The organism is Streptomyces sp. LZ34 (assembly GCF_053890475.1).
The window spans coordinates 7,062,343-7,081,280 of record NZ_CM132680.1 but is presented as its reverse complement, the minus strand read 5'-3'; the positions used below and the strand labels follow the sequence as shown (position 1 = coordinate 7,081,280).

Annotated in this window: 16 protein-coding genes; 5 read left to right on the top strand and 11 right to left on the bottom strand. The window is 73.0% G+C overall.

The window, feature by feature from the left end:
• Nucleotide 1: 1 nt before the first annotated feature.
• Nucleotides 2-1,258, bottom strand: coding sequence for a helix-turn-helix domain-containing protein (locus ACWY4P_RS29195; protein WP_456203311.1), 1,257 nt, complete (start codon nt 1,256-1,258; stop codon nt 2-4).
• A 169-nt stretch (nt 1,259-1,427) separates the two neighbouring features.
• On the opposite strand from ACWY4P_RS29195, the gene ACWY4P_RS29190 reads away from it, so the two are divergent.
• A complete protein-coding gene (locus tag ACWY4P_RS29190; RefSeq protein WP_456203310.1) occupies nt 1,428-1,910 on the top strand; it encodes an ATP-binding protein in 483 nt (160 codons plus the stop codon).
• Between the two features lie 49 nt (nt 1,911-1,959).
• On the opposite strand, the gene ACWY4P_RS29185 is transcribed toward ACWY4P_RS29190, so the two are convergent.
• Nucleotides 1,960-2,721: a phosphoglyceromutase gene (locus ACWY4P_RS29185; RefSeq protein ID WP_456203309.1), complete on the bottom strand. Its 762-nt coding sequence runs from the start codon at nt 2,719-2,721 to the stop codon at nt 1,960-1,962.
• A 140-nt stretch (nt 2,722-2,861) separates the two neighbouring features.
• Here ACWY4P_RS29185 and ACWY4P_RS29180 point away from each other — a divergent pair, with 140 nt between their 5' ends.
• Complete coding sequence (locus tag ACWY4P_RS29180; RefSeq protein WP_456203308.1) at nt 2,862-4,199, top strand: MDR family MFS transporter; 1,338 nt, start codon at nt 2,862-2,864, stop codon at nt 4,197-4,199.
• Nucleotides 4,200-4,210: 11 nt separating this feature from the next.
• Here the strand turns inward: ACWY4P_RS29180 and ACWY4P_RS29175 are convergent, their stop codons facing one another.
• The 5 genes from ACWY4P_RS29175 to mshA all read right to left on the bottom strand — a co-directional run bounded on the left by ACWY4P_RS29175 (nt 4,211) and on the right by mshA (nt 10,933).
• Nucleotides 4,211-6,277 (bottom strand): M48 family metallopeptidase, encoded by a 2,067-nt coding sequence (locus tag ACWY4P_RS29175; RefSeq protein WP_456203307.1) that lies wholly within the window; start codon nt 6,275-6,277, stop codon nt 4,211-4,213.
• On the bottom strand, nt 6,274-6,987 hold the full coding sequence (locus ACWY4P_RS29170; protein ID WP_456203306.1) for an RNA polymerase sigma factor: 714 nt from the start codon (nt 6,985-6,987) through the stop codon (nt 6,274-6,276). Before ACWY4P_RS29170 ends, ACWY4P_RS29175 begins: the two co-directional genes overlap by 4 nt.
• Nucleotides 6,988-7,123: 136 nt before the next feature.
• On the bottom strand, nt 7,124-8,911 hold the full coding sequence (locus ACWY4P_RS29165; RefSeq protein WP_456203305.1) for a glycosyl hydrolase family 28-related protein: 1,788 nt from the start codon (nt 8,909-8,911) through the stop codon (nt 7,124-7,126).
• A 95-nt stretch (nt 8,912-9,006) separates the two neighbouring features.
• On the bottom strand, nt 9,007-9,573 hold the full coding sequence (locus ACWY4P_RS29160; RefSeq protein WP_456203304.1) for a YbjN domain-containing protein: 567 nt from the start codon (nt 9,571-9,573) through the stop codon (nt 9,007-9,009).
• A complete protein-coding gene (gene mshA, locus ACWY4P_RS29155) occupies nt 9,566-10,933 on the bottom strand; it encodes a D-inositol-3-phosphate glycosyltransferase (protein WP_456203303.1) in 1,368 nt (455 codons plus the stop codon). The genes ACWY4P_RS29160 and mshA overlap by 8 nt, the downstream gene beginning before the upstream one ends.
• A 246-nt stretch (nt 10,934-11,179) precedes the next feature.
• Here mshA and ACWY4P_RS29150 point away from each other — a divergent pair, with 246 nt between their 5' ends.
• Entirely contained in the window at nt 11,180-11,992 is an 813-nt protein-coding gene (locus ACWY4P_RS29150; RefSeq protein ID WP_456203302.1) for a class I SAM-dependent methyltransferase, read from the top strand.
• Here ACWY4P_RS29150 and ACWY4P_RS29145 read toward each other — a convergent pair.
• Nucleotides 11,961-13,460 (bottom strand): APC family permease, encoded by a 1,500-nt coding sequence (locus tag ACWY4P_RS29145; RefSeq protein ID WP_456203301.1) that lies wholly within the window; start codon nt 13,458-13,460, stop codon nt 11,961-11,963. The two genes, ACWY4P_RS29150 and ACWY4P_RS29145, sit on opposite strands and share 32 nt — an antisense overlap.
• 54 nt (nt 13,461-13,514) lie before the next feature.
• Here ACWY4P_RS29145 and ACWY4P_RS29140 point away from each other — a divergent pair, with 54 nt between their 5' ends.
• Nucleotides 13,515-14,732: an ROK family transcriptional regulator gene (locus tag ACWY4P_RS29140; protein WP_456203300.1), complete on the top strand. Its 1,218-nt coding sequence runs from the start codon at nt 13,515-13,517 to the stop codon at nt 14,730-14,732.
• Nucleotides 14,733-14,814: 82 nt separating this feature from the next.
• Here the strand turns inward: ACWY4P_RS29140 and ACWY4P_RS29135 are convergent, their stop codons facing one another.
• Entirely contained in the window at nt 14,815-15,666 is an 852-nt protein-coding gene (locus tag ACWY4P_RS29135; RefSeq protein WP_456203298.1) for a helix-turn-helix transcriptional regulator, read from the bottom strand.
• A gap of 150 nt (nt 15,667-15,816) precedes the next feature.
• Here ACWY4P_RS29135 and ACWY4P_RS29130 point away from each other — a divergent pair, with 150 nt between their 5' ends.
• Complete coding sequence (locus ACWY4P_RS29130; protein WP_456203297.1) at nt 15,817-16,854, top strand: aldo/keto reductase; 1,038 nt, start codon at nt 15,817-15,819, stop codon at nt 16,852-16,854.
• Between the two features lie 7 nt (nt 16,855-16,861).
• Here the strand turns inward: ACWY4P_RS29130 and ACWY4P_RS29125 are convergent, their stop codons facing one another.
• Nucleotides 16,862-17,293 carry an NUDIX hydrolase gene (locus tag ACWY4P_RS29125; protein ID WP_456203296.1) on the bottom strand — a complete coding sequence of 144 codons (432 nt, stop codon included), beginning with the start codon at nt 17,291-17,293 and terminating at the stop codon, nt 16,862-16,864.
• A 46-nt stretch (nt 17,294-17,339) separates the two neighbouring features.
• Nucleotides 17,340-18,905, bottom strand: a complete 1,566-nt coding sequence (locus tag ACWY4P_RS29120) for a CHAD domain-containing protein (protein ID WP_456203294.1) — start codon at nt 18,903-18,905, stop codon at nt 17,340-17,342.
• Between the last annotated feature and the right edge of the window lie 33 nt (nt 18,906-18,938).

The window sequence follows — 18,938 nt, the reverse complement described above, 5'->3', positions numbered from 1 at the left end:
TTCATCGTGGGGTGGTCAGTGCGGCGATCTCGGTTGCCAGATCAGCGACGCGGGTGTTGTGGGCCAGGGGGCTGATAGCAGTACGCAAGCTGAGGAGCTTGCGAGCCACGTACCCGGAGCCGGACTGGCGAGCCAGTTGCAGGGCTTCACGGCCGTACGTGATGACCTGGTCGGTGTTGCTGCGCTTGGCGCCGATGGCGGCGAGGTCTGTCAGGACGGCTGCCCGTCGCCGGTAGGACTGGCCCTGAGCGAGAACTGGTTGTTTCAGGGCGCCCTGTAGTGCTTGCTCGGCCAGGTCGAGTCGTCCCAGTTGGGTGTAGCGGGCGCCGCGTGCCTCCGCGAGGCGGGAGCCGTCGAAGCGGAGCCAGCCGCTGCTGTGGCCCGGGGAGGACAGGCGCAGGACCTCTTCGGCGGTGTCGAGGGCTCGCTCGCAGGCTCTGAGGTCGCCAAGTCCCGCGTACGCCTCGGCCTGCACGGCAGCTACCCAGTGGCGGGTGGACAGCGAGTGGTCGCCGCGTCTGGCCACCTTCTCGGCGGCTGACAGTGTGTGCGCCGCTTCCTGGTAGCGGCGTTCGTGCACGTCGATGTAGGCGTGCCGTACGAGAGCACAGGCCCAGAGGTCGTATGCGCCTGCGTCCCTGCTCGCGGAGGCGGCCAGGGTGTAGGAGGTCGCGGCTTCGGTGTACCGGTTGCTGTCGAAGGACAACTCGCCGGCCAGTTGTAAGAGGTCGCTCGCGGCGGCGCACATGGTCCGGAACTCGGGCTGGGAATGGCCGGAGAAGGCGTCGTTGAGGTTCGACAGCTGGTCGCGCACGACCGGATACACCGCGCCTTTGGTTCGGGCGAGTTGGTAGACCTGCCACAGGTGGCCGTTCATACGCAGGAAGTCCTGCGAGGACGCGCGGCGGAGGCTTTCGGCGAGGTCTTCGGCCTCGTCGGTGGGGACGGTGGTGAGTGCCCCGGTCACGGCTATCACGCGAAGGAACTCACGTCGGATCATGTCGTCGGCGCTCCCCGGGCCGTAGTGGTCGCTGGGCGGCGCGCTTGCGGGCTCCTCGGCGGTTCGTGGCTGAGCCAGCAGGGCGTCGAGTTCGGCAAGGTCGAGCTGGAGTGCCGCGGCGAGGTCCGGTCGTAACGGTGGCTGAGGCACGGTCTTACCGCTCTCCCAGCGGCAGACCGTCGTGCGATCGATGCCGAGGGCGTGGGCGAGTCCTTCCTGACCGAAGCCCAGACTTCTCCGACGCTCAGCAAGGCCCACGCCCGCTCCCCTTCGCGCCCGCCCGATCCCGGACCGCTGCCTCATTCCTGCACGGTGTGCGTTCAGAGTGCCGCAAGGATGCCGTGGAGCGGGGCAAGCCGGGACGGTTCACTCGAACTTGTCACTTACTCCTTGCCTTCATGGCCAGCCGGAGAGGCCGCAGACGCACATGGCTGTCGACGTAGACCCGGGGCTCGCTTCCCACCAGCGGTACACCTGCCGGTTCTCAAAAGTGCTTGAAAGGAGCCCGGCCGAGGTCCGCCGCCTGCTCCGTGCCCTCCTCAGCGCTCCGGGTTCCGCGCTGGTAGTGGACGAAGTGCTGTTCGTGACCACCGAGCTCCTGACCAACGTCTGGAAGCACACCGACGGACGATGCCATCTGACCGTCGTGACTGGCCCGCGCGGTGTTCACGTTCACGTGCGCGACTACTCGACGGATCTACCCGTCCAGGTCATCGCGGGGGACGACGAGGAGAGCGGCCGGGGCGTCGTCGCTGTTGACCGGTGCGCCACCAACTTCTACGTGGCGAAGGTCCCGGACGGGAAGATCGTGACCGCCTTCCTCGCCGCTGGAACGGTGCTGGCGACGGCAGTCGGTGACCGGGGCCGTCCCGCACCTGACGGCCCAGAGACGGCCCCAGCCCAGCAGTAAGCCCCCTACTCGCGGAGAAACCGCAGGTAGGAGGCTTACTGGCGTCGGCTTACTTCTTCTTGCCCTGGTTCTTGACCGCCTCGATGGCGGCCTTCGCGGCCTCCGGGTCGAGGTAGGTGCCGCCCGGCTTGACGGGGCGGAAGTCGGCGTCGAGCTCGTAGGCGAGCGGGATGCCGGTGGGGATGTTCAGGCCCGCGATGTCGGCGTCGGAGATGCCGTCGAGGTGCTTGACCAGCGCTCGCAGCGAGTTTCCGTGGGCGGCGACCAGGACCGTACGGCCGGCCAGCAGGTCCGGGACGATGCCGTCGTACCAGTACGGGAGCATGCGCCCGACGACGTCCTTGAGGCACTCGGTGCGCGGCCGCAGCTCCGGCGGGATGGTCGCGTAGCGCGGGTCGTCGGCCTGCGACCACTCGGAGTCGTCGTCGATCGGAGGCGGCGGGGTGTCGTACGAGCGGCGCCAGAGCATGAACTGCTCCTCGCCGAACTCGGCGAGGGTCTGGGCCTTGTCCTTGCCCTGCAGCGCGCCGTAGTGGCGCTCGTTGAGCCGCCAGGAGCGGTGGACCGGGATCCAGTGGCGGTCGGCGGCCTCCAGGGCGAGCTGCGCGGTGCGGATGGCGCGCTTCTGGAGGGACGTGTGGACCACGTCGGGGAGCAGGCCGGCGTCCTTGAGCAGCTCACCGCCGCGGACTGCCTCCTTCTCGCCCTTCTCGTTGAGGTTGACGTCCACCCAGCCGGTGAACAGGTTCTTCGCATTCCACTCGCTCTCGCCGTGGCGGAGGAGGATCAGCTTGTACGGTGCGTCGGCCATGCCGTCGAGCCTACTTGACCCGCATGGACGCCTCGCTGGACGCACCCGGTCAATCCGGTGGCGCGCGGGAGGCGGGGTCGGTAACTTGCGGGTACCGCTCGCACCACTTACATGTCACGTTTTGCACCAGGGGTCGCCCGATGTCCTTCGCCCTACCGTCCGTCGCCAGGCTGACACAGGCAGCGAAGGAGAGTGTCTCGGGTCTGCCGCGCGCGTTCTGGTGGCTGTGGACCTCCACGCTGGTGAACCGGTTAGGCGGCTTCGTCGCCCCGTTCCTTGCCATGTACCTGACCGTGAACCGCGGCTATTCGGCCACGTACGCCGGTCTGGTCGGCGCGTTGTACGGGCTGGGCGGGGCGGTGTCGGCGCTGGGTGCCGGGGTCATGACGGACCGGTTGGGGCGGCGTCCCACGCTGCTGATCGCGCAGAGCGCGACGGCGGTCAGCGTCGCCGTCCTCGGGTTCGTCGAGCATCCGGTCGCCATCGCCTCGGTCACCTTCCTCGTCGGCATGGCGACCAACGGGTCACGGCCCGCGGTGCAGGCCATGCTGGCCGACATCGTCGCCCCCGAGGACCACGTGCGCGCCTACTCGTTGAACTACTGGGCCATCAACCTCGGCTTCGCCTTCTCCGCGGCGGTGGCGGGGCTGATCGCCGAGCACGGCTATCTGGCGCTCTTCCTGGGCGAGGCGATGATGACGCTGCTGTGCGCCGTCGTCGTCTTCGTCAAGCTGCCGGAATCCCGCCCGGCGCGGGAGGGGACGGCGGGGGCGGCGGGGGCGCGGCAGCCGGAGACCGGGCTCGGGACCGTGCTGCGCGACCGGTCGTTCATGGCCGTGGTGGCGCTGTCGTTCCTTGTCGCGACGCTCATCCAGCAGGGGTTCGTGGGGCTGCCGGTGGCCATGGGCGCAAGCGGCCTGTCCAGTTCGGACTTCGGGCTGGCGATCGCCGTGAACGGCGTGCTGATCGTGGCCGTGCAGATCCCGGTCACCCGGTTCATCGAGCGGCACCGCGAGCCGACTCGGCTGTTGGTCGGCGCCGCGCTGCTGATCGGCTACGGCTTCGGGCTCACCGCCTTCGCCGGATCGGTCTGGATGTACGCCCTGACCGTGTGCGTCTGGACCATCGGCGAGATCATCAACACCCCGATCCAGATGGGACTCGTGGCCCGGCTCTCCCCCACCCACGGGCGCGGCCGCTACCAGGGGGTCTACGTGCTCTCCTGGTCACTCGCGGCGCTGATCGCCCCGCTGGCGGGCGGCGCGGTGATCGACCGCTACGGGGCGGATGTGCTGTGGGCGGCGTGCGCGGTGGTGGGGACGCTGGCCGCAGCCGGGTACGCGGCGCTGATGCGGGCCGTCGGGCCGGGGACGGAGAAGGAAGGTGCGGGGGATGGTGCTGGGGACTGTGCGGGGGAAGACGTGGGGGAACGCGTTGGGGGCGGCTCCCGGCCTGATCGCACCGTCGCGGCGGGCTGAGCCCCCGCGGTTCACGGAGTGAGCCTGGGCACCAGGGACTCGACGTCGAAACTCGGCCGCAGCAACGTCCCCGGCGTCCAGATCGGGGCAGTGGGCAGGTGATAGGACGGCCCCGTCGTCGGCCAGCCCGAGTAGCCTCCCGAGCCTGGCACCTCCCCCGGCAGCCCGGCGCCGCCGGCGGCCGGGTCGTAGGTACTGGTCGGGTTCACCCGCTGCCACCCCGTCCCGGGGTATTGCCGCTCCTCGCGGTTGGCCCACAGCAGCCAGGACACGGCCGTCATCCCCAGCAGCACGGTGAGCGCCAGCACCCGGATGCCGGAGATGCGCCGTTGGGCGGGCGCGTCCACGCGGGGGGTGATGCTGATCTGCGCCCTGGAAGGCCTGGCAGTCCTGGAAGCCCCGGAAGGCCGTTCGCCAGTCCCCTTCGCCCGGTCCGGCGCCGTCTCCCCCGGCAGCGGCGCCTGCTCGTCCACCCCCAGGGCGGCCACGTACAGGCCGAGCCGCTGGGTCTGGCCGGGCTGGCGTACGGCGGTGTCGGCCCAGTCCCGAATCGTTTCGGGCGCGATGCCCTCAGGCGGCACGAGGGTGCCGGGGCCGGTCCAGTTCATCGTCCAGTGCGCGTTTCCCCGCGCCACCAGCTGCGCCCCGATCAGCACGTACAGGGCCTCGGCGAGCAGGCCCAACGGCCCCCGCCCGGCCCCGTCGCTCTCCCCGGCCCTCTCCTCGGCCCTCTCCTCGGGCGGTACGCGGCTGCCCAGCGCGCGGGCGAGCGGCATCCGACGTCCGCTGTCGAGCAGGCGCAGGACCCGCTGGATCGTCAGCCCCACGGGCCGCTCCCCGGATATCCCCTCCGCCTCCTCGACCGTACGGACCGCCTCCGCCAGCGGCCTCAGCAGCCGCGTCGCCCGGTGCTCGGCCAGCAGCCCGAGCCACTCCCGCCACGGCATGGTCGGCGCCGTACGCGGGCCATGGTGCGGGCCGGGGTGCAGCCTGCGGCCCAGCTCGGCCGCGTACCCCGACGGCACGTCGAGGGGCTCGGCCATACCGCCGCCCCCGGCGGTCCCAGCGGGCTGGTCGGGGAGGCGGGCCAGGTGGCTCAGGCGGGTGGCCAGGTCGGGGTGCGGGTCGTCGCGGTCGGCGGGCCGCTCGGCGGCCCGCGCCCGGAGCGCCGCGAACGGCTCTCGCAGCTCGGGGGCCTCGACCATGTGGGCGAAGGCGCGGAACGGATCGTCCGGTACCCGGCCCTCGGCCCGGCGTACGGGGGTGAGGAAACCCGCGACGAACTCCAGCCAGGCCACCTCCAGCGCGGCCGCGGAGCGCAGGGCGTCGGCGACGGTCCGCGCCCCGGCCGCCCGGGCGGCCTCGCGGTCGGCCTCGATCTCCTGGCGCCGCCGGACCGGCCGGGTGAGCCGGCGGAAGACGCGCGTGTAGCCGTGGAGCAGCAGCAGCGGCCCACCCGCGTACATCCGCACCAGGTCGTTGGCCGCCGCCGCGCTCCGGATCGCCTCGCAGGCGGCCGCCAGCCCAGCCGAGCCGCGGTAGGCGAGGGCGCCGAAGCGGCTGTGGCGGCGGGAGAAGTGGCCCAGTTCGTGCGCGAGCACCGCGCGCAGCTCGGCGGGCGGCAGGCCCACCACCAGGGGCAGGCCGAGGTAGAGGGTGCGGCGGCCGGGCACCAGACCGAGGAACGCGGCGTCCTCGGTGACGGAGGCGTTGACCTCTGCGGTCAGCCGGATGGCGTCCGGCGGGGCGGTGCCCACGCCCTCGGCCAGCTCCTCGACCGCCGCCCATAACGCGGGCGCCCTGCGGCGGCTCACCCACACCGTGTTCTCCAGCGGCGCGGCGGGCCGCGCGGTGCGCACCACCGCCCACACCATGCCCGCCAGGATCGGCGCGAACGCGGCGCAGGCCAGAATGACGCTGGTGGGCGGTGCCGTGCTCCCCGGCGCCCCGGCGGCCCACAGCCCCAGCACCAGGAAGGCCAGCCACACCAGGACCAGGAGCGCGACCAGGGCGTAGAAGGCGACCAGCAGCACCAGGGCCAGCACGGCGCGGGCGGCGGCGATGGCGGCGGCGATCATCTCCGCCTCCGGTTGTCCCGGGCGTCGCGGTCGTGAGGTCCGTCGGGCCGGGCGGGCGGACCCGTGCGCAGCCGGTCCCGGGTGCGCGCGTCCCCGAGCAGCCCGTCCAGCAGCCACGCGGCGGCGCCGCGCAGCGCCGTGGACAGTGGGTCGGTCCTCACGCCGGGGACCAGGGAATCTCCGGGCCGGCCGAGCTCCGGGGAGACGTCGAGCAACAGGCTGAGCCGGGCGCGGGCCTTGTGCAGATTGCTGCCGACGCTCCCGGCGCTGATGCCGAGCTCGGCGCCGATCTCCGCGTAGCTCATCCCCTCCAGGGAGTGCATCACGACCACCTGGCGCTGGCGCGGCGGCAGCATGCCGAGCGCGCGCAGCGCGGCCAGCGCCTCCGAGGTCTCCTCCACGGTGGCGGTGGTGGCGGCCGGTACGGTGAGCTCGACCGGCTTCCACCGGAACCACCAGCGCCGGCCGTCGCGCGACAGTTTGCGGCGCATGGTGGTCACGACCCACCCCTCCGGCGAGGCGCACGCCCGCACGGTCGGCCAGCGGCGCATCGCCTCGATGAACGCCTCCTGGACGGCGTCCTCTGCGTTCTGCCGATTGCCGCTGAGCATCACCGCGCGGGCGGCGAGCCAGGGATAGGTGCGGGCGTAGAAATCTTCGAAGTCCTCGAACTCCTCGCCGCCCGTAGCCTCTTCGACCGCGTCACTCATACCCGGCCCCCATCTTGTCCCCTTTGATGCTTCCCGGTCGGTGACCGGTTCACCATAAAGAGGCCTCAGGGGACGCGATTCTTCACCGTGAACCGCGGGAAATTCGGAGCGACTTGGGGGTGCCGTTGGCCCCCGCTCAGCAGTCCAGGTCGCGCTGTGCCTCGTAGAGGTTGCGGGGGCGCAGCGCCTCGGGGTGGCCGTAGGACTCGATGCGGGAGTGGAGCGGGCCGGTGAAGTCCGGGACGTCGATCTGGTCGAACTCGCGGACCTCGCTGATCCCGGCCGTCGCGCTGTACGGGGCGATCCCGTCGATCTTGATCAGGCCCGCGCGCTGGTTGGTGACGGTGACGTTCCAGTGGCTGAACCGCGCGCCGTACAGGGGACCCGCGCTCGCGTCGCCGCCGTGCCGCCCGGTGTTGTTCACGGTGATGTCGGTGCGGACGTTGGCGAAGGGCATCCCGCGGTGGGTGTCGAAGGTGCCCGTCTCCATGCGCCCGCGCGACCAGACGTTGTAGCTGGACAGGCCCTCGACGTTGATCCCGTGCAGCTGCGTCCCCGCGGGGGCCGGGACCGTGCGCTCGCTGAGCACGAAGTCCTCGATGAGGTTGTCGTGGGAGCCCTCGCGGCAGCAGAACGGGTGGTGGCTGCCGCGGCCGGAGACCCGTACCCGGCTGAGCGTGCAGGCCTTCGCCGCGACCAGCAGGAAGCCGTTGTCGGCGTTGTTGACGGTCACGTCGTCGACCCAGCAGTCCCATGCGCACTGCAGCGCCACGCCGTTGTATCCCTTGTCGAGCAGGTGCTGCGCCTGCGGGGTCTCGACGATGTCGAGGGTGACGCCCTCGACGCCGGCGCCGACGACGCCCTTGACCAGGGTGGTCAGCCGCGGCTGCCAGGCGGGCCGGGCGTCGAGCGGGAGGGGGCGGTCGAGGGTGACCCGGCGGCGGCGGGCGTCGACGGCGGTGATCCGGCAGGGCCACTCGTACGGGACGTACGAGGTCAGCTTGGTCTTGTCGGTCCAGACGTAGTCGGCGGCGCCCTCGGCGTCTCCGGCCATGTGGCGCAGCAGGGTGTGGTCCCCGTCGTCGCTGAGCTGAAGCAGGACGCGGTCGCCGCGGCGCAGCCGGGAGGTGTCCGCGACGGTGACGGTCCAGTCGCCGCGCCGGGCGGAGCCGGTGACGGCGGTGAGGGTGTGCCACTCGTCGCGCTTGTTGCCGGTCCAGCCCTCGAAGGGCCAGGCCTGCGCCTTGATCGCGTCGGTGAGGGTCCGCCAGCGGTCGGTCGGGCAGATCCAGATCAGGCCGCCCGCCCAGGACCAGGAGGACTTGTCGCCGCCGTACCGGCTGCCGTACGGGCCGATCAGCTCGGTGAGGTTGCGGGTGGCGTGCAGGGTGGTGCGGCCGCTCCCCGCGCCGCGCAGGACGACGTTGTCGTGGCCGACGCGGATGACGTCGTCCACGCGGTACGTGCCGGGCGGCACCAGGACCGTGCCGCCGCCCCGCCGGCCCGCGTCGGCGATGGCGCGGTTGATCGCGGGGGCGGCGTCGGCCGAGCCGTCCGGCTTGGCGCCGTACGCGCGGACGTCGGCGACGACCGGGTAGCGCGGGAAGTCCGCGCGCCCGCCTCGGAAGCCGGCCCGGCCGACGTAGGGGATCTGGGGGTGGGTGTACGGGGCGGCGCGGAACTCCCGCCACAGGGCCGAGGTGCCGGACCCCGCGGCCCCTTGCGCGGCTGCGCCCTGTGCGGCTGTGCCCTCCGCGGCCGTGCTGTGTGCGGCTGTGCCCTGTGCGGCTGCTTGCTGTGCCGTGGCCGAGGTGGCGCCGAGCAGCGAGGCGCCCGCCGCGGCCGTCGCGGCGCCGAGCGCGCCACCGAGCAGTCTTCTCCGGTCGATCCCCTTGTCCATGCTGTCCATGAGCCCGCCTTCCATGGATGTGAACGGCGTTCAGATGTGCGACGGCGTGAGGATGCCATGGGGCAGGGGCGGGCGGAAGGGGTCGTGCATGAGCGGATCGAGCGCAGCGCTCAGGCTTCGCGGGTCAGATGGGCGAACGCCGCCAGGTTCCGCGTGGACTCGCCACGCGCCGTACGCCACGCGTACTCCTTACGGATCGCGCTGGCGAACCCCATCTCCAGCAGCGTGTTGAAACTGCCGTCGGCGTTCTCCAGCACCGTACCGAGCACCCGGTCCAGCTCCTCCGGCGTGACCGCCGCCAACGGCAGCCGACCCACCAGATAGATGTCGCCGAGCTGGTCGATCGCGTAACTCATCCCGTACAGGCGGGTGTTGCGCTCCAGCAGCCAGCGGTGCACGGCCTCATGGTTCTCGTCCGGGCGGCGGACGACGAAGGCGTTCACCGACAACGAGTGCCTGCCAAGGCGCAGCGAACAGGTCGTGGACAGCTTGCGGGTGCCGGGCAGCGTGACCACGTACGTGCCGTCGGATGGGCTCTCCCACGCCAGCTCGGCGTCGCGCAGCGTCTGCTCGATCACGGCCCTGGCGGTCTCGGCCCTGGCGGTCACGTTCCTGGCGGCCTTGTTCCCGGCGGTCACGTTCCTGGCGGTCTCGTTCCTGGCCTCGGCGTCACCCATGAACCGATCGTAGGCGACGGTACCCGCGCATCGCCTCCGCGTAGACGTCCGCCGTCGCCGCGGCCGCCTTGTCCCAGCCGAAGCCCTCGGCGTGGTGGGCAGCCCCGCTGCTCAAACGTTTCAGCAGCCCGGGGTCGTCGGAGAAGCGGCGCAGCGCCCGGGCGTAGTCGGCGGGGTCGTGGCCGGGCACCAGGATGCCGCTGTGCCCGTCCCGTACGGCCACGGGCAGGCCGCCCACCTCGGCGGCGATCACCGGCGTACCGCAGGCCTGGGCCTCGACCGCCACCAGCCCGAACGACTCGTTGTAGGAGGGCATGACCAGCACCGACGCCGCCCGGTACCAGTCCGCGAGCTCGTCCTGCGTGCACGGCGGCCGGAAGCGGACCACGTCGCTGACGCCGAGCCGCGCCGCGAGCTTGTGCAGCCGCTCCGGCTTCGCCAGCCCGCTGCCGCTCGGCCCGCCGACCACCGGGACGACGATCCGCTCGCGCAGCCGCGGCTCCTCGTCCAGCAGGTGAGCGACCGCTCGCAGCAGGATGTCGGGCGCCTTCAGCGGCTGGATGCGCCCCGCGAACAGGGGTATCAGCGCGTCGGGCGGCAGACCCAGGCGGGCGCGTGCGGCGGCGCGGCCGTCGGCGGGCCGGAAGCGTTCGAGGTTCACCCCGGGGTGGACGACGGCGACCAGCTCGGGGTCCGCGCCGTAGTGGCGCAGCAGCTCCTCCGCCTCCTCGGCCGTGTTGGCTATGAGCCGGTCGGCGGCCCCGACGATCTGCTCCTCGCCGATGACACGGGCCGCGGGCTCGGGGGTGTCGCCCTCCGCGAGGGCGGCGTTCTTGACCTTGGCCATGGTGTGCATGGCGTGCACGAGCGGCACCCGCCAGCGCTGGGCGGCGAGCCAGCCGACGTGGCCGGAGAGCCAGTAGTGGGAGTGGACGAGGTCGTAGTACCCGGGGCGGTGACCTGCCCAGGCCCCCATGACCCCGTGCGTGAACGCGCACAGCTGGGCCGGGAGGTCTTCCTTGGCCAGCCCCTCGTACGGCCCGGCGTCCACATGCCGTACGAGCACGCCGGGCGCGAGCTCGACGGCGGGCGGGAGGGTGCCGGTGGTGGCACGGGTGAAGATCTCCACCTCGATGTCGATGGCGGCCAGCCGCTTGGCGAGCTCCACGATGTAGACGTTCATGCCGCCCGCGTCACCGGTGCCGGGCTGGTGCAGCGGCGAGGTGTGCACGCTGAGCATCGCGATCCGGCGCGGGCGGCGCCCGACGCGTCTGAGGCGCTGGTGGTGCGGCCCGCCGAACGCTCCGTGCCCATGGGAACGGCCGCGCAGGCCGCCGAGCCGGGAAATATGCTGGCTCACCGCGCGATACCTCCTTGCCGGGGCGGACTCGGGCGGACTCCGCTTTCCCCTCCGACCCCTCAACACCGGAACCTCTCGTTCCCATTTCCGCTTTGCCAAAAAGTGATGTTCTGAGGACGGAATGTTCCGGACGGCTCGCTCCGGACGGCTCGCTCCGGACGGCTCGCTCCGGGCGGCCCGCGGCCGCGCCCCGGACCCCGGTCCCCCGGCCCGGCGCAGGGTGCGCCTGCGCTTAGGCTCGGCGACATGTCTGCCCGTGTCCCTCCGCCGCCGGGTCGGCCCATCGGGTCGGCGACCCGGGGGACCACCAACCCCAACCGGCTGCGCCGCATGGATCGGTGGATCGCCGCCGCCCACGGCCCCGCGCTGCGCCGCGCCGAGGCGCCCATCGCCGTGGACCTGGGGTACGGGGCCGCGCCGTGGACCGCCGTCGAGCTGCTGGGCAGGCTGCGTACGGTACGGCCGGACGCCCGGGTCGTGGGCGTCGAGATCGACGCGGTCCGGGTCGCCGCCGCGCGGCCGTACCGGCGGGAAGGGCTGGACTTCGCGCACGGCGGGTTCGAGGTGCCGCTGCCGGATGGCGCGCGGCCCGCGCTGATCCGGGCGGCCAATGTGCTGCGGCAGTACGACGAGGACGAGGTCGCCGAGGTGTGGCGGCGGCTGTGCGCGCGGCTGGCGCCGGGCGGGCTGCTGGTGGAGGGGACCTGCGACGAGATCGGGCGGCGGCATGTGTGGGTCGCCCTCACCGCGCGCGGCCCGCGCACCGTGACCTTCGCGGCGCGGCTCGGCTCCCTGGACCGCCCGTCCGACCTGGCCGAACGGCTACCGAAGGCGCTCATCCACCGCAATGTGCCGGGCGAGCCGGTGCACGCCTTCCTGCGCGACTTCGACCGTGCCTGGGCGGCCGCCGCCCCGTACGCGGCGCTGAGCGCCCGCCAGCGCTGGATACGCAGCGCCGAGGCGCTGCGCGCCGCGGGCTGGCCGCTCGTGGACGGCCCGCGGCGCTGGCGTCAGGGCGAGGTCACCGTCAGCTGGGAGGCGCTGGCGCCGCGCCCGTGACCGGGTCCCCGCCCAGATACTCCTCGCTGATCTCCTTCGGCCCGAACGGCCACACCTTCTCGAACCGGGACCAGAGCAGGAACGCCACACACCCCGCCGCGACCCACGCCAGCGACCACTCGATGGGGTGGCGCCCGGGCGAGTTCTTGTCCGCGTACCCGTAGATCACCAGCCAGCCGACCAGCGCGACCACGCTCGGCAGCGGATACAGCCACATCCGGTACGGGCGCCGCAGCGCCGGCTGGCGGCGGCGCAGCACTGTCACGGCGAGGACCTGCGCCAGCGCCTGCACGATGACCATCACGGTGGTGAGCAGCTGGATCAGCGTGGCCAGGTCGGTGTGGCGGCCGATCAGGAAGCCGACCGCGGTGACCACGCCCATCGTGGCCAGGCCCAGCATGGGGAAGTGGTGGCGCGGGTGGAGCGTGCCGAACGGGCGGAAGAAGACGCGCTCGCGGGCGGCGTCGTAGGGGACGCGGGAGCCGCCGAGCAGCCCCGCGAAGACCGACGCGAAGGCCGTGACCAGGATGAGGACCGTGACGACGTCGGCCGCGCCCTTCCCCCAGGTCTCCTCCAGGACCGCGGACGCGACGGACTGGGAGGCCACCGAATGGGAGTCGAGCATCTGATGCCAGTCGATGACGCCGAGGGTGCCGATCTGGAGCAGCAGGTAGATGCCCATGATGCCGACGATCGAGGTGACGATCGCGCGGGGCAGGGTGCGGCCGGGGTCCTTGATCTCGGCGCCCATGTACGCGGCGGTGTTGTAGCCGAGGTAGTCGTAGATGCCGATGGTCAGCCCCGCCGCGAAGCCGGTCCAGAACTGACCGGACCCCAGGTCGAAGGCGTGCGCCGGGTAGGTGAAGGCCTTGTCCGGATCGAAGTCGCTGAGCGCCGCGGCGATCACCAGCACCACGGCGGTGATCATCACGCCCCACATCACGGCCGTGATCCTGGCGATGTGCTCCACTCCGCGCCACAGCAGCGCCACGACGAGGGCGATGACGCCGAGCCCGACCAGGTCGCCCTGCGTCTGCGTCATGCCGTCCCACAGATACCCGAGATACTGCACAAGCCCGACCACGCCGGTGGACATGATCAGCGGGATGAACAGCATCGCCGTCCATACGAACAGGAAGGGCATCAGCTTGCCGCTGCGGTACTGGAAGGCCTGGCGCAGATAGACGTAACTGCCCCCGGCGCCCGGCAGCGAGGCGCCGAGCTCGGCCCAGATCAGCCCGTCCGCCAGCGCCAGCACCGCGCCCGCGAGGAAGCCGATCACGGCCTGCGGCCCGCCGAAGGCGGCGACCATGAGGGGAATGGTCACGAACGGCCCGATGCCGCACATCTGGCTCATGTTGATGGCCGTGGCCTGGAACAGTCCGATCCGGCGGACGAATCCGTTTGCGCTGCTCCCGCCACTCCCACCGGCTGGCGGGGTCTTGCTGGGCGCCGGGCCTCCGGCCATCTGGACCTCCCTGGCTCGCTGTGCGAGTGTGATTAAGTTAAGGAGCCTTACTTGATGAGTCAAGGGTCGGAACCCTGGAACCGGCAGCGGCTGCGCAGCAACAACGAACGTCTGCTGCTGGCCCGGCTGCGCACCGAGGGCCCCGCCTCCCGGGCCCAGCTCGCCCGCGAAACGGGCCTGTCCAAGCCGACCGTCTCCAGCGCCCTGGCCGCCCTCGAAGAGGCCGGGCTCGTGCGCGAGGCGGGCCGGCAGGCGCCACCGGAGCGGGGCCGGGTCGCCGTGCTGTACGAGCCGGATCCGACCGCCGGCTACGTCCTCGGCCTGGACATCGGGCGGGCCTGGCTGCGCGTGGCCGCCGCCGACCTGGACGGCACCGTCGTCGCACGCGCGGAGGTACGCAACCGCGGCCGCAGCGCCGGCGCCATGGCGGACCTCACCGTCGCCGCGGCCCGCCGGGTCATCGCCGACGCCGGGGTGGACCCGGCCCTGGTCGCGCACACCGTCGTCGGCGTGCCCGGGGTGTACGACCCCGAGCGGCGGCGGGTGCGCTACGCCGGAAACCTGCCCGGGTGGGGGCGCGCGGGCCTGCTGGACCGGATGCGCGAGGAGTTGGGCACGCCCTTGTCCACGCCCTTGTCGGTGCACAACGACGCGAACCTGGCGGCGCTCGGCGAGTACACCTTCGGCGCGGGGAGAGGCAGCAGGCTCTTCGTGTACGTCCTGGTCGGCACCGGGCTCGGTATGGGCGTGGTCGCCGACGGACGGCTGTTCACCGGCGCGCACGGAGCGGCCGGGGAGATCGGCTTCCTGCCGCTCCTGCCCCGGGTGGGCGGACCGGGCCCGTACGGCCCTGGCCCTGGGGGGCTGGAAGGCGCCGTCGCGGCGGAGGCGGTCGTACGGGCCGCCCGGGAGCTCGGCATGTCCGGGACCAGGTCCGAGCCCCTGACTGCCAAGGCCGTCTTCGACGCGGCGCGGGACGGCGTCGCGCCCGCGCTGGAGGCCGTACGGCAGGAGGCCGAGCGGCTGGCCCATGTGGTCGCGGCGGTCGCGGCCGTGCTCGACCCCGACCTGGTGGTACTCGGCGGCGGCGTCGGCCACAGCGCGGACCTGCTGCTGCGGACCGTGGAGCTGACCTTGCAGCGGATCGGGCCGCTGCGGCCGAAGGTGGCGCCGAGCGCGCTCGGGGAGGACGCGGTGCTGCTGGGCGCGGTGGCGACGGGGCTGGAGGCGGCCCGGGAGCGGGTGTTCACCCGTTCCCGGGAGGGCGGGTAGCGAGAGAGAGGAGGGCGGGCAGCGGCAGGCGGGCAGCGGGTACGCGACGCCCTACCCCACCGGCACCTACCCCCACCGGCACCTACCCCACCGGCACCGTGCCGCGCGCCAGCGCCCGCAGTGCCTCGGCCGTCGGGGAGCTCTTCTCCACCGCGTAGGTGCACAGCACCTGGCCGGGGTCCGAGGGCAGCACGAAGGCCTCGTACGTCAGCACCAGATCCCCCACCACCGGGTGTCGGATCCACTTCGTACCGCTGGTGCGCTCGCGTACCACCTGCGCCTCCCACCGCCGCCGGAACTCCTCGCTCCGCTCCAGCAGCTCGTGGACGACCTGGCATACCCGGAGGTTGTCGGGGTGGCGTCCGACCTCCGCCCGCAGGCTCGCCACCGTCTCGTCGGCGACCTTGTCCCACTCGGGGTGCAGGGCCTTGGCGTCCGGGTGGAGGAAGACCAGCAGGGAGGAGTTGCGCTCGAGCTCCGGGAGCGCGGCATAGTCGAAGGAGACCCGGCCACCCAGCAGATTCCAGGCGAGGATGTCCCCGCCCGGCCCGAAGACATAGGCGGGCACGGTCTCGTCCATGGCGTCCAGCAGCAGCCGGACCTCGGGCCGTACGGGCGGCCGGGGGCTGGTGCGCAGGGGTTGGCCGTGCCGCCGGGGCAGCGTGATGTTGCGCAGATACGTGTGCTCGGACGGCGTCAGCCGCAGCGCCCGCGCGAGGCCGTCCACCACCGAGTCCGAGACGGCGGGGGCGCGGCCCTGCTCGATGCGGGTGTAGTAGTCGACGCTGATCCCCGCCAGCTGCGCGACCTCCTCGCGGCGCAGCCCCCGCACCCGGCGCCGTACGAGCCCATCGGGCAACCCCAGCTCGGCCGGGTCGAGCGCCGCGCGCCGCGCCCTCAGGAACGCCTTGATCTCTGGTTCCGCATCGCCCATCGCTCCATTATCCGCGGGGGTACCCGGAAGGGGCCCGTCCAGGTGGTTCTGCCGGACCCAGGTTGAGCCGGGCCTGGTCCCTGAGCCGCACAGGCCGAAGGCTGTAACCAGACACCCCAAACGTATTTTATTCACGGAGGCGGAACCCCCATGAAGCGCAGAATCCTCGGCGGCACCGGCATCTCGGTCAGCGAATACGCCCTGGGCACGATGATGTTCGGAAGCTGGGCCAACCGGGACCACGACGACTCGGTACGGATCATCCACCGCGCCCTGGACGCGGGCATCAACTTCGTCGACACCGCCGACGTCTACTCCGGTGGCGAGTCGGAGGAGATCGTCGGCAAGGCCCTCAAGGGGCGCCGTGACGACGTCGTCCTGGCGACCAAGGCCAACGGCTCGATGGGGCCGGACGCCAACCACGGCGGCAACTCCCGGCGCTGGATCACCCGCGAGATCGAGAACAGCCTGCGCCGCCTCGGCACGGACTACCTCGACCTGTACCAGATCCACCGCCCCGACCCGGCGACCGACATCGACGAGACCCTCTCGGTCCTGTCCGACCTCGTCCGGGCGGGGAAGGTGCGGGCCGTGGGCTCGTCCACCTTCCCGGCGGAGCAGATCGTGGAGGCCCAGTGGGCCTCCGAACGGCGCGGCCACGTCCGCTTCCGCAGCGAGCAGCCGCCGTACTCGATCCTGGCGCGCTCGGTGGAAGCGGCGGTGCTGCCGACCGCCCAGAAGTACGGGATGGGCGTGCTGACCTGGGGTCCGCTCTCCGCGGGCTGGCTGTCCGGCCGCTACACCAAGGCCTCCGACATCGACCTGACCGGCGGCCGGACGGCCATGGAGAAGCACAAGTTCGACCCCTCGCTGCCCGAGAACGCACGCAAGCTGGAGGCCGTCGGCCGGCTGGCCGAGCTGGCCTCGGACGCCAAGCTCTCGATGCCGCACCTGGCGATCGCGTTCGTACGGTCCCACCCGGCCGTCACCTCGGTGATCATCGGCCCGCGCACGATGGAGCAGCTGGAGGACCTGCTCGCGGGGGCGGATGTGGAGCTGAGCGAGGACGTCCTGGACCGCATCGACGAGATCGTGCCGCCGGGTACGGACCTGAACCGGGACGACAGCTACTACGCACCGCCCGCGCTGGCCGACAAGGCACAGCGTCGCCGGCGGCCCGGCGCCTGAGGCCGCCTCAGCCCGGGCGGCGCCGCGTGTCCAGGAACGCCTCGACGAGCGCCCGGTCGTGGTCATGGGTCAGCCACGCACGGGCCTCGTCCGGGGGCAGCCATACCAGCCGGTCGACCTCGTCGTTGGGAACAAAGCCCTCACCGGCATCGCCCTCGGCCGGCTCCGCCGCCCAGTAACGGACCTCCTTGGGGCGGCCCTTGGCCAGATAGCGCACGGTGGGCAGCGCGGCCCCCGGCACGCAGGCCACTCCGGTCTCCTCCAGCACCTCGCGCACCGCGCCCCGCAGCGGCTCCTCGCCCCGCTTGAGCTTGCCTTTCGGGTGCGACCAGTCGTCGTAACGCGGTCTGTGTACGAGCGCGATCTCCGGTCGGCCGTCGCGCGGGGAACGCCGCCACAGGACGCACCCCGCCGCACGGATCACCGACTTCTCATCCATACACCGACCTCCTTGTCCGACCCGGTCGCCCGGTCTCGCCCGGCCGTCAGGACGCCGAGGCCACTACCCGTTGCCAGATCCGCCCGAAGGCGAAGCGGGCGGCCTCGACCTCGTGTCGTTGGTCGGCGTGCAGCACGCCGAGGGCGTAGGCGGTGGCGGGGGCGATCCGCGGGGTCCGGGCCGCGGTGGCCGCGGCGGCCGCCGCCTCGGCCGCGTCCCGGTGTCGTTCGAGGGCCTGCCCGGCGGCCAGCAGCCGTACGGACAGCGAGGGGTCGGCCTCCACCGGCCCGGTGCCGTCCGGCCGCTGCTCCGCGTCGAGCACCTCCAGGGCGTAACGCCGCAGCTGCAGCAGCCTCCGCACCTGGTCCCAGGGCGCGTCCTGCCGCTCGCTGGCGGGCGGGGCGTCGGCGGCCGGGGTCGCGGCGAGGCCGTGGATCAGCGCCTCCGCGTTGTACGGATGCCCGGCCCGGCCCAGCGGGAGCGTCTCGACCGCCTCGACCAGCCGCCGGTGGGCCAGCTCCGCGAGCGGCGGCAACGCCAGTTCGGCGGGGCGGGCCGCGCCGGCCTCGTCGAGGGGGGCCTCGGAGGCCAGAAGCGCGACCGCGTCGGCGACCGCGTGGAAGCGGGAGGACCCGAGCACCTGAAGGGCGGCGGTGTGCGCGCGGGTCCGCGCGAGGGTGAGCTGGCGCTCCAGGAGGGCCCCGGCCCGCGCGGCCCCGACCGTGAGCGCCCCGCCCCGGGCCTCGTCCGCGCCACCGCCCGACCGCGGTCCGGCGCCACCGCCCGGCTGCTGCTTCGCCCTGTCGCCCCGCTGCCCGGCCGCCCCGGCCGCCCCGGCCTCGCGCAGCTGGGCCGCGGCGGCTGTCCCGTCCGCGCCTGCCGCGGCCTGAGCCGCGTCGCCGGCGGCGTCCTTCGCGGCGTCACGGGCAGTGTCACGGGCGTCATGTGCGGCGTCCGCCGCACCCCCACTCGTCGTACCGCTCCCGCGCGGGCCGGGCGGGTCCTGTGGGGCGTCGGCCGTCAGGGAGACGCCGCGGCGTGCGGCCCGGGGCGAGCGCTGCGCCGCCGCGTCCCCCGCCGCCACGTCGCCCCGCGCATCCACCCCCGCGTCCACCCGCACCTCCGCCCGCGCTTCCCTCCGCACGTCCGCAGCCGCGTCCACCCGCGCACCCCCCCGGACGTCCCCGCCCGCACCCGCCGCACCCGCCGCACCCGCCACCCCATCCGCCGCCGCGTCCGCCGGGGCGACCGCGCCCGAGAGCCGGTGCAGGGCGCCGCGCAGCCGGGTCAGGCGCGCCGCGTAGGCGTGCTCCAGCGCGAGCGTGCCGGACAGCCACACCAGCTCGGAGCGGAGCTGATCCGCCCAGGCGGTGTCGGTGAGCGGGCGGTAGACCCACAGCGTGCCGCTGATACGCCGGGCGCAGCGGCGCAGCAGCCGGGCGGCCTCGGCCGCCTCCTCGGCGTCCGCCCCGCTCTCGCGCTGCTGCCGCAGGCTCCGCAGAAAGTCCCCGGCCTGGGTGTTCAAGTACCACGACAGCACATCGCCCGCCGTGGCCGTCGCGAGCGCCGGCCCGGCCACCGCCGCGTCGACCCCCATCACACCGTCCGTCATCGTGTCGTACCCCCCAGGGCCGAGGGCAGCGGC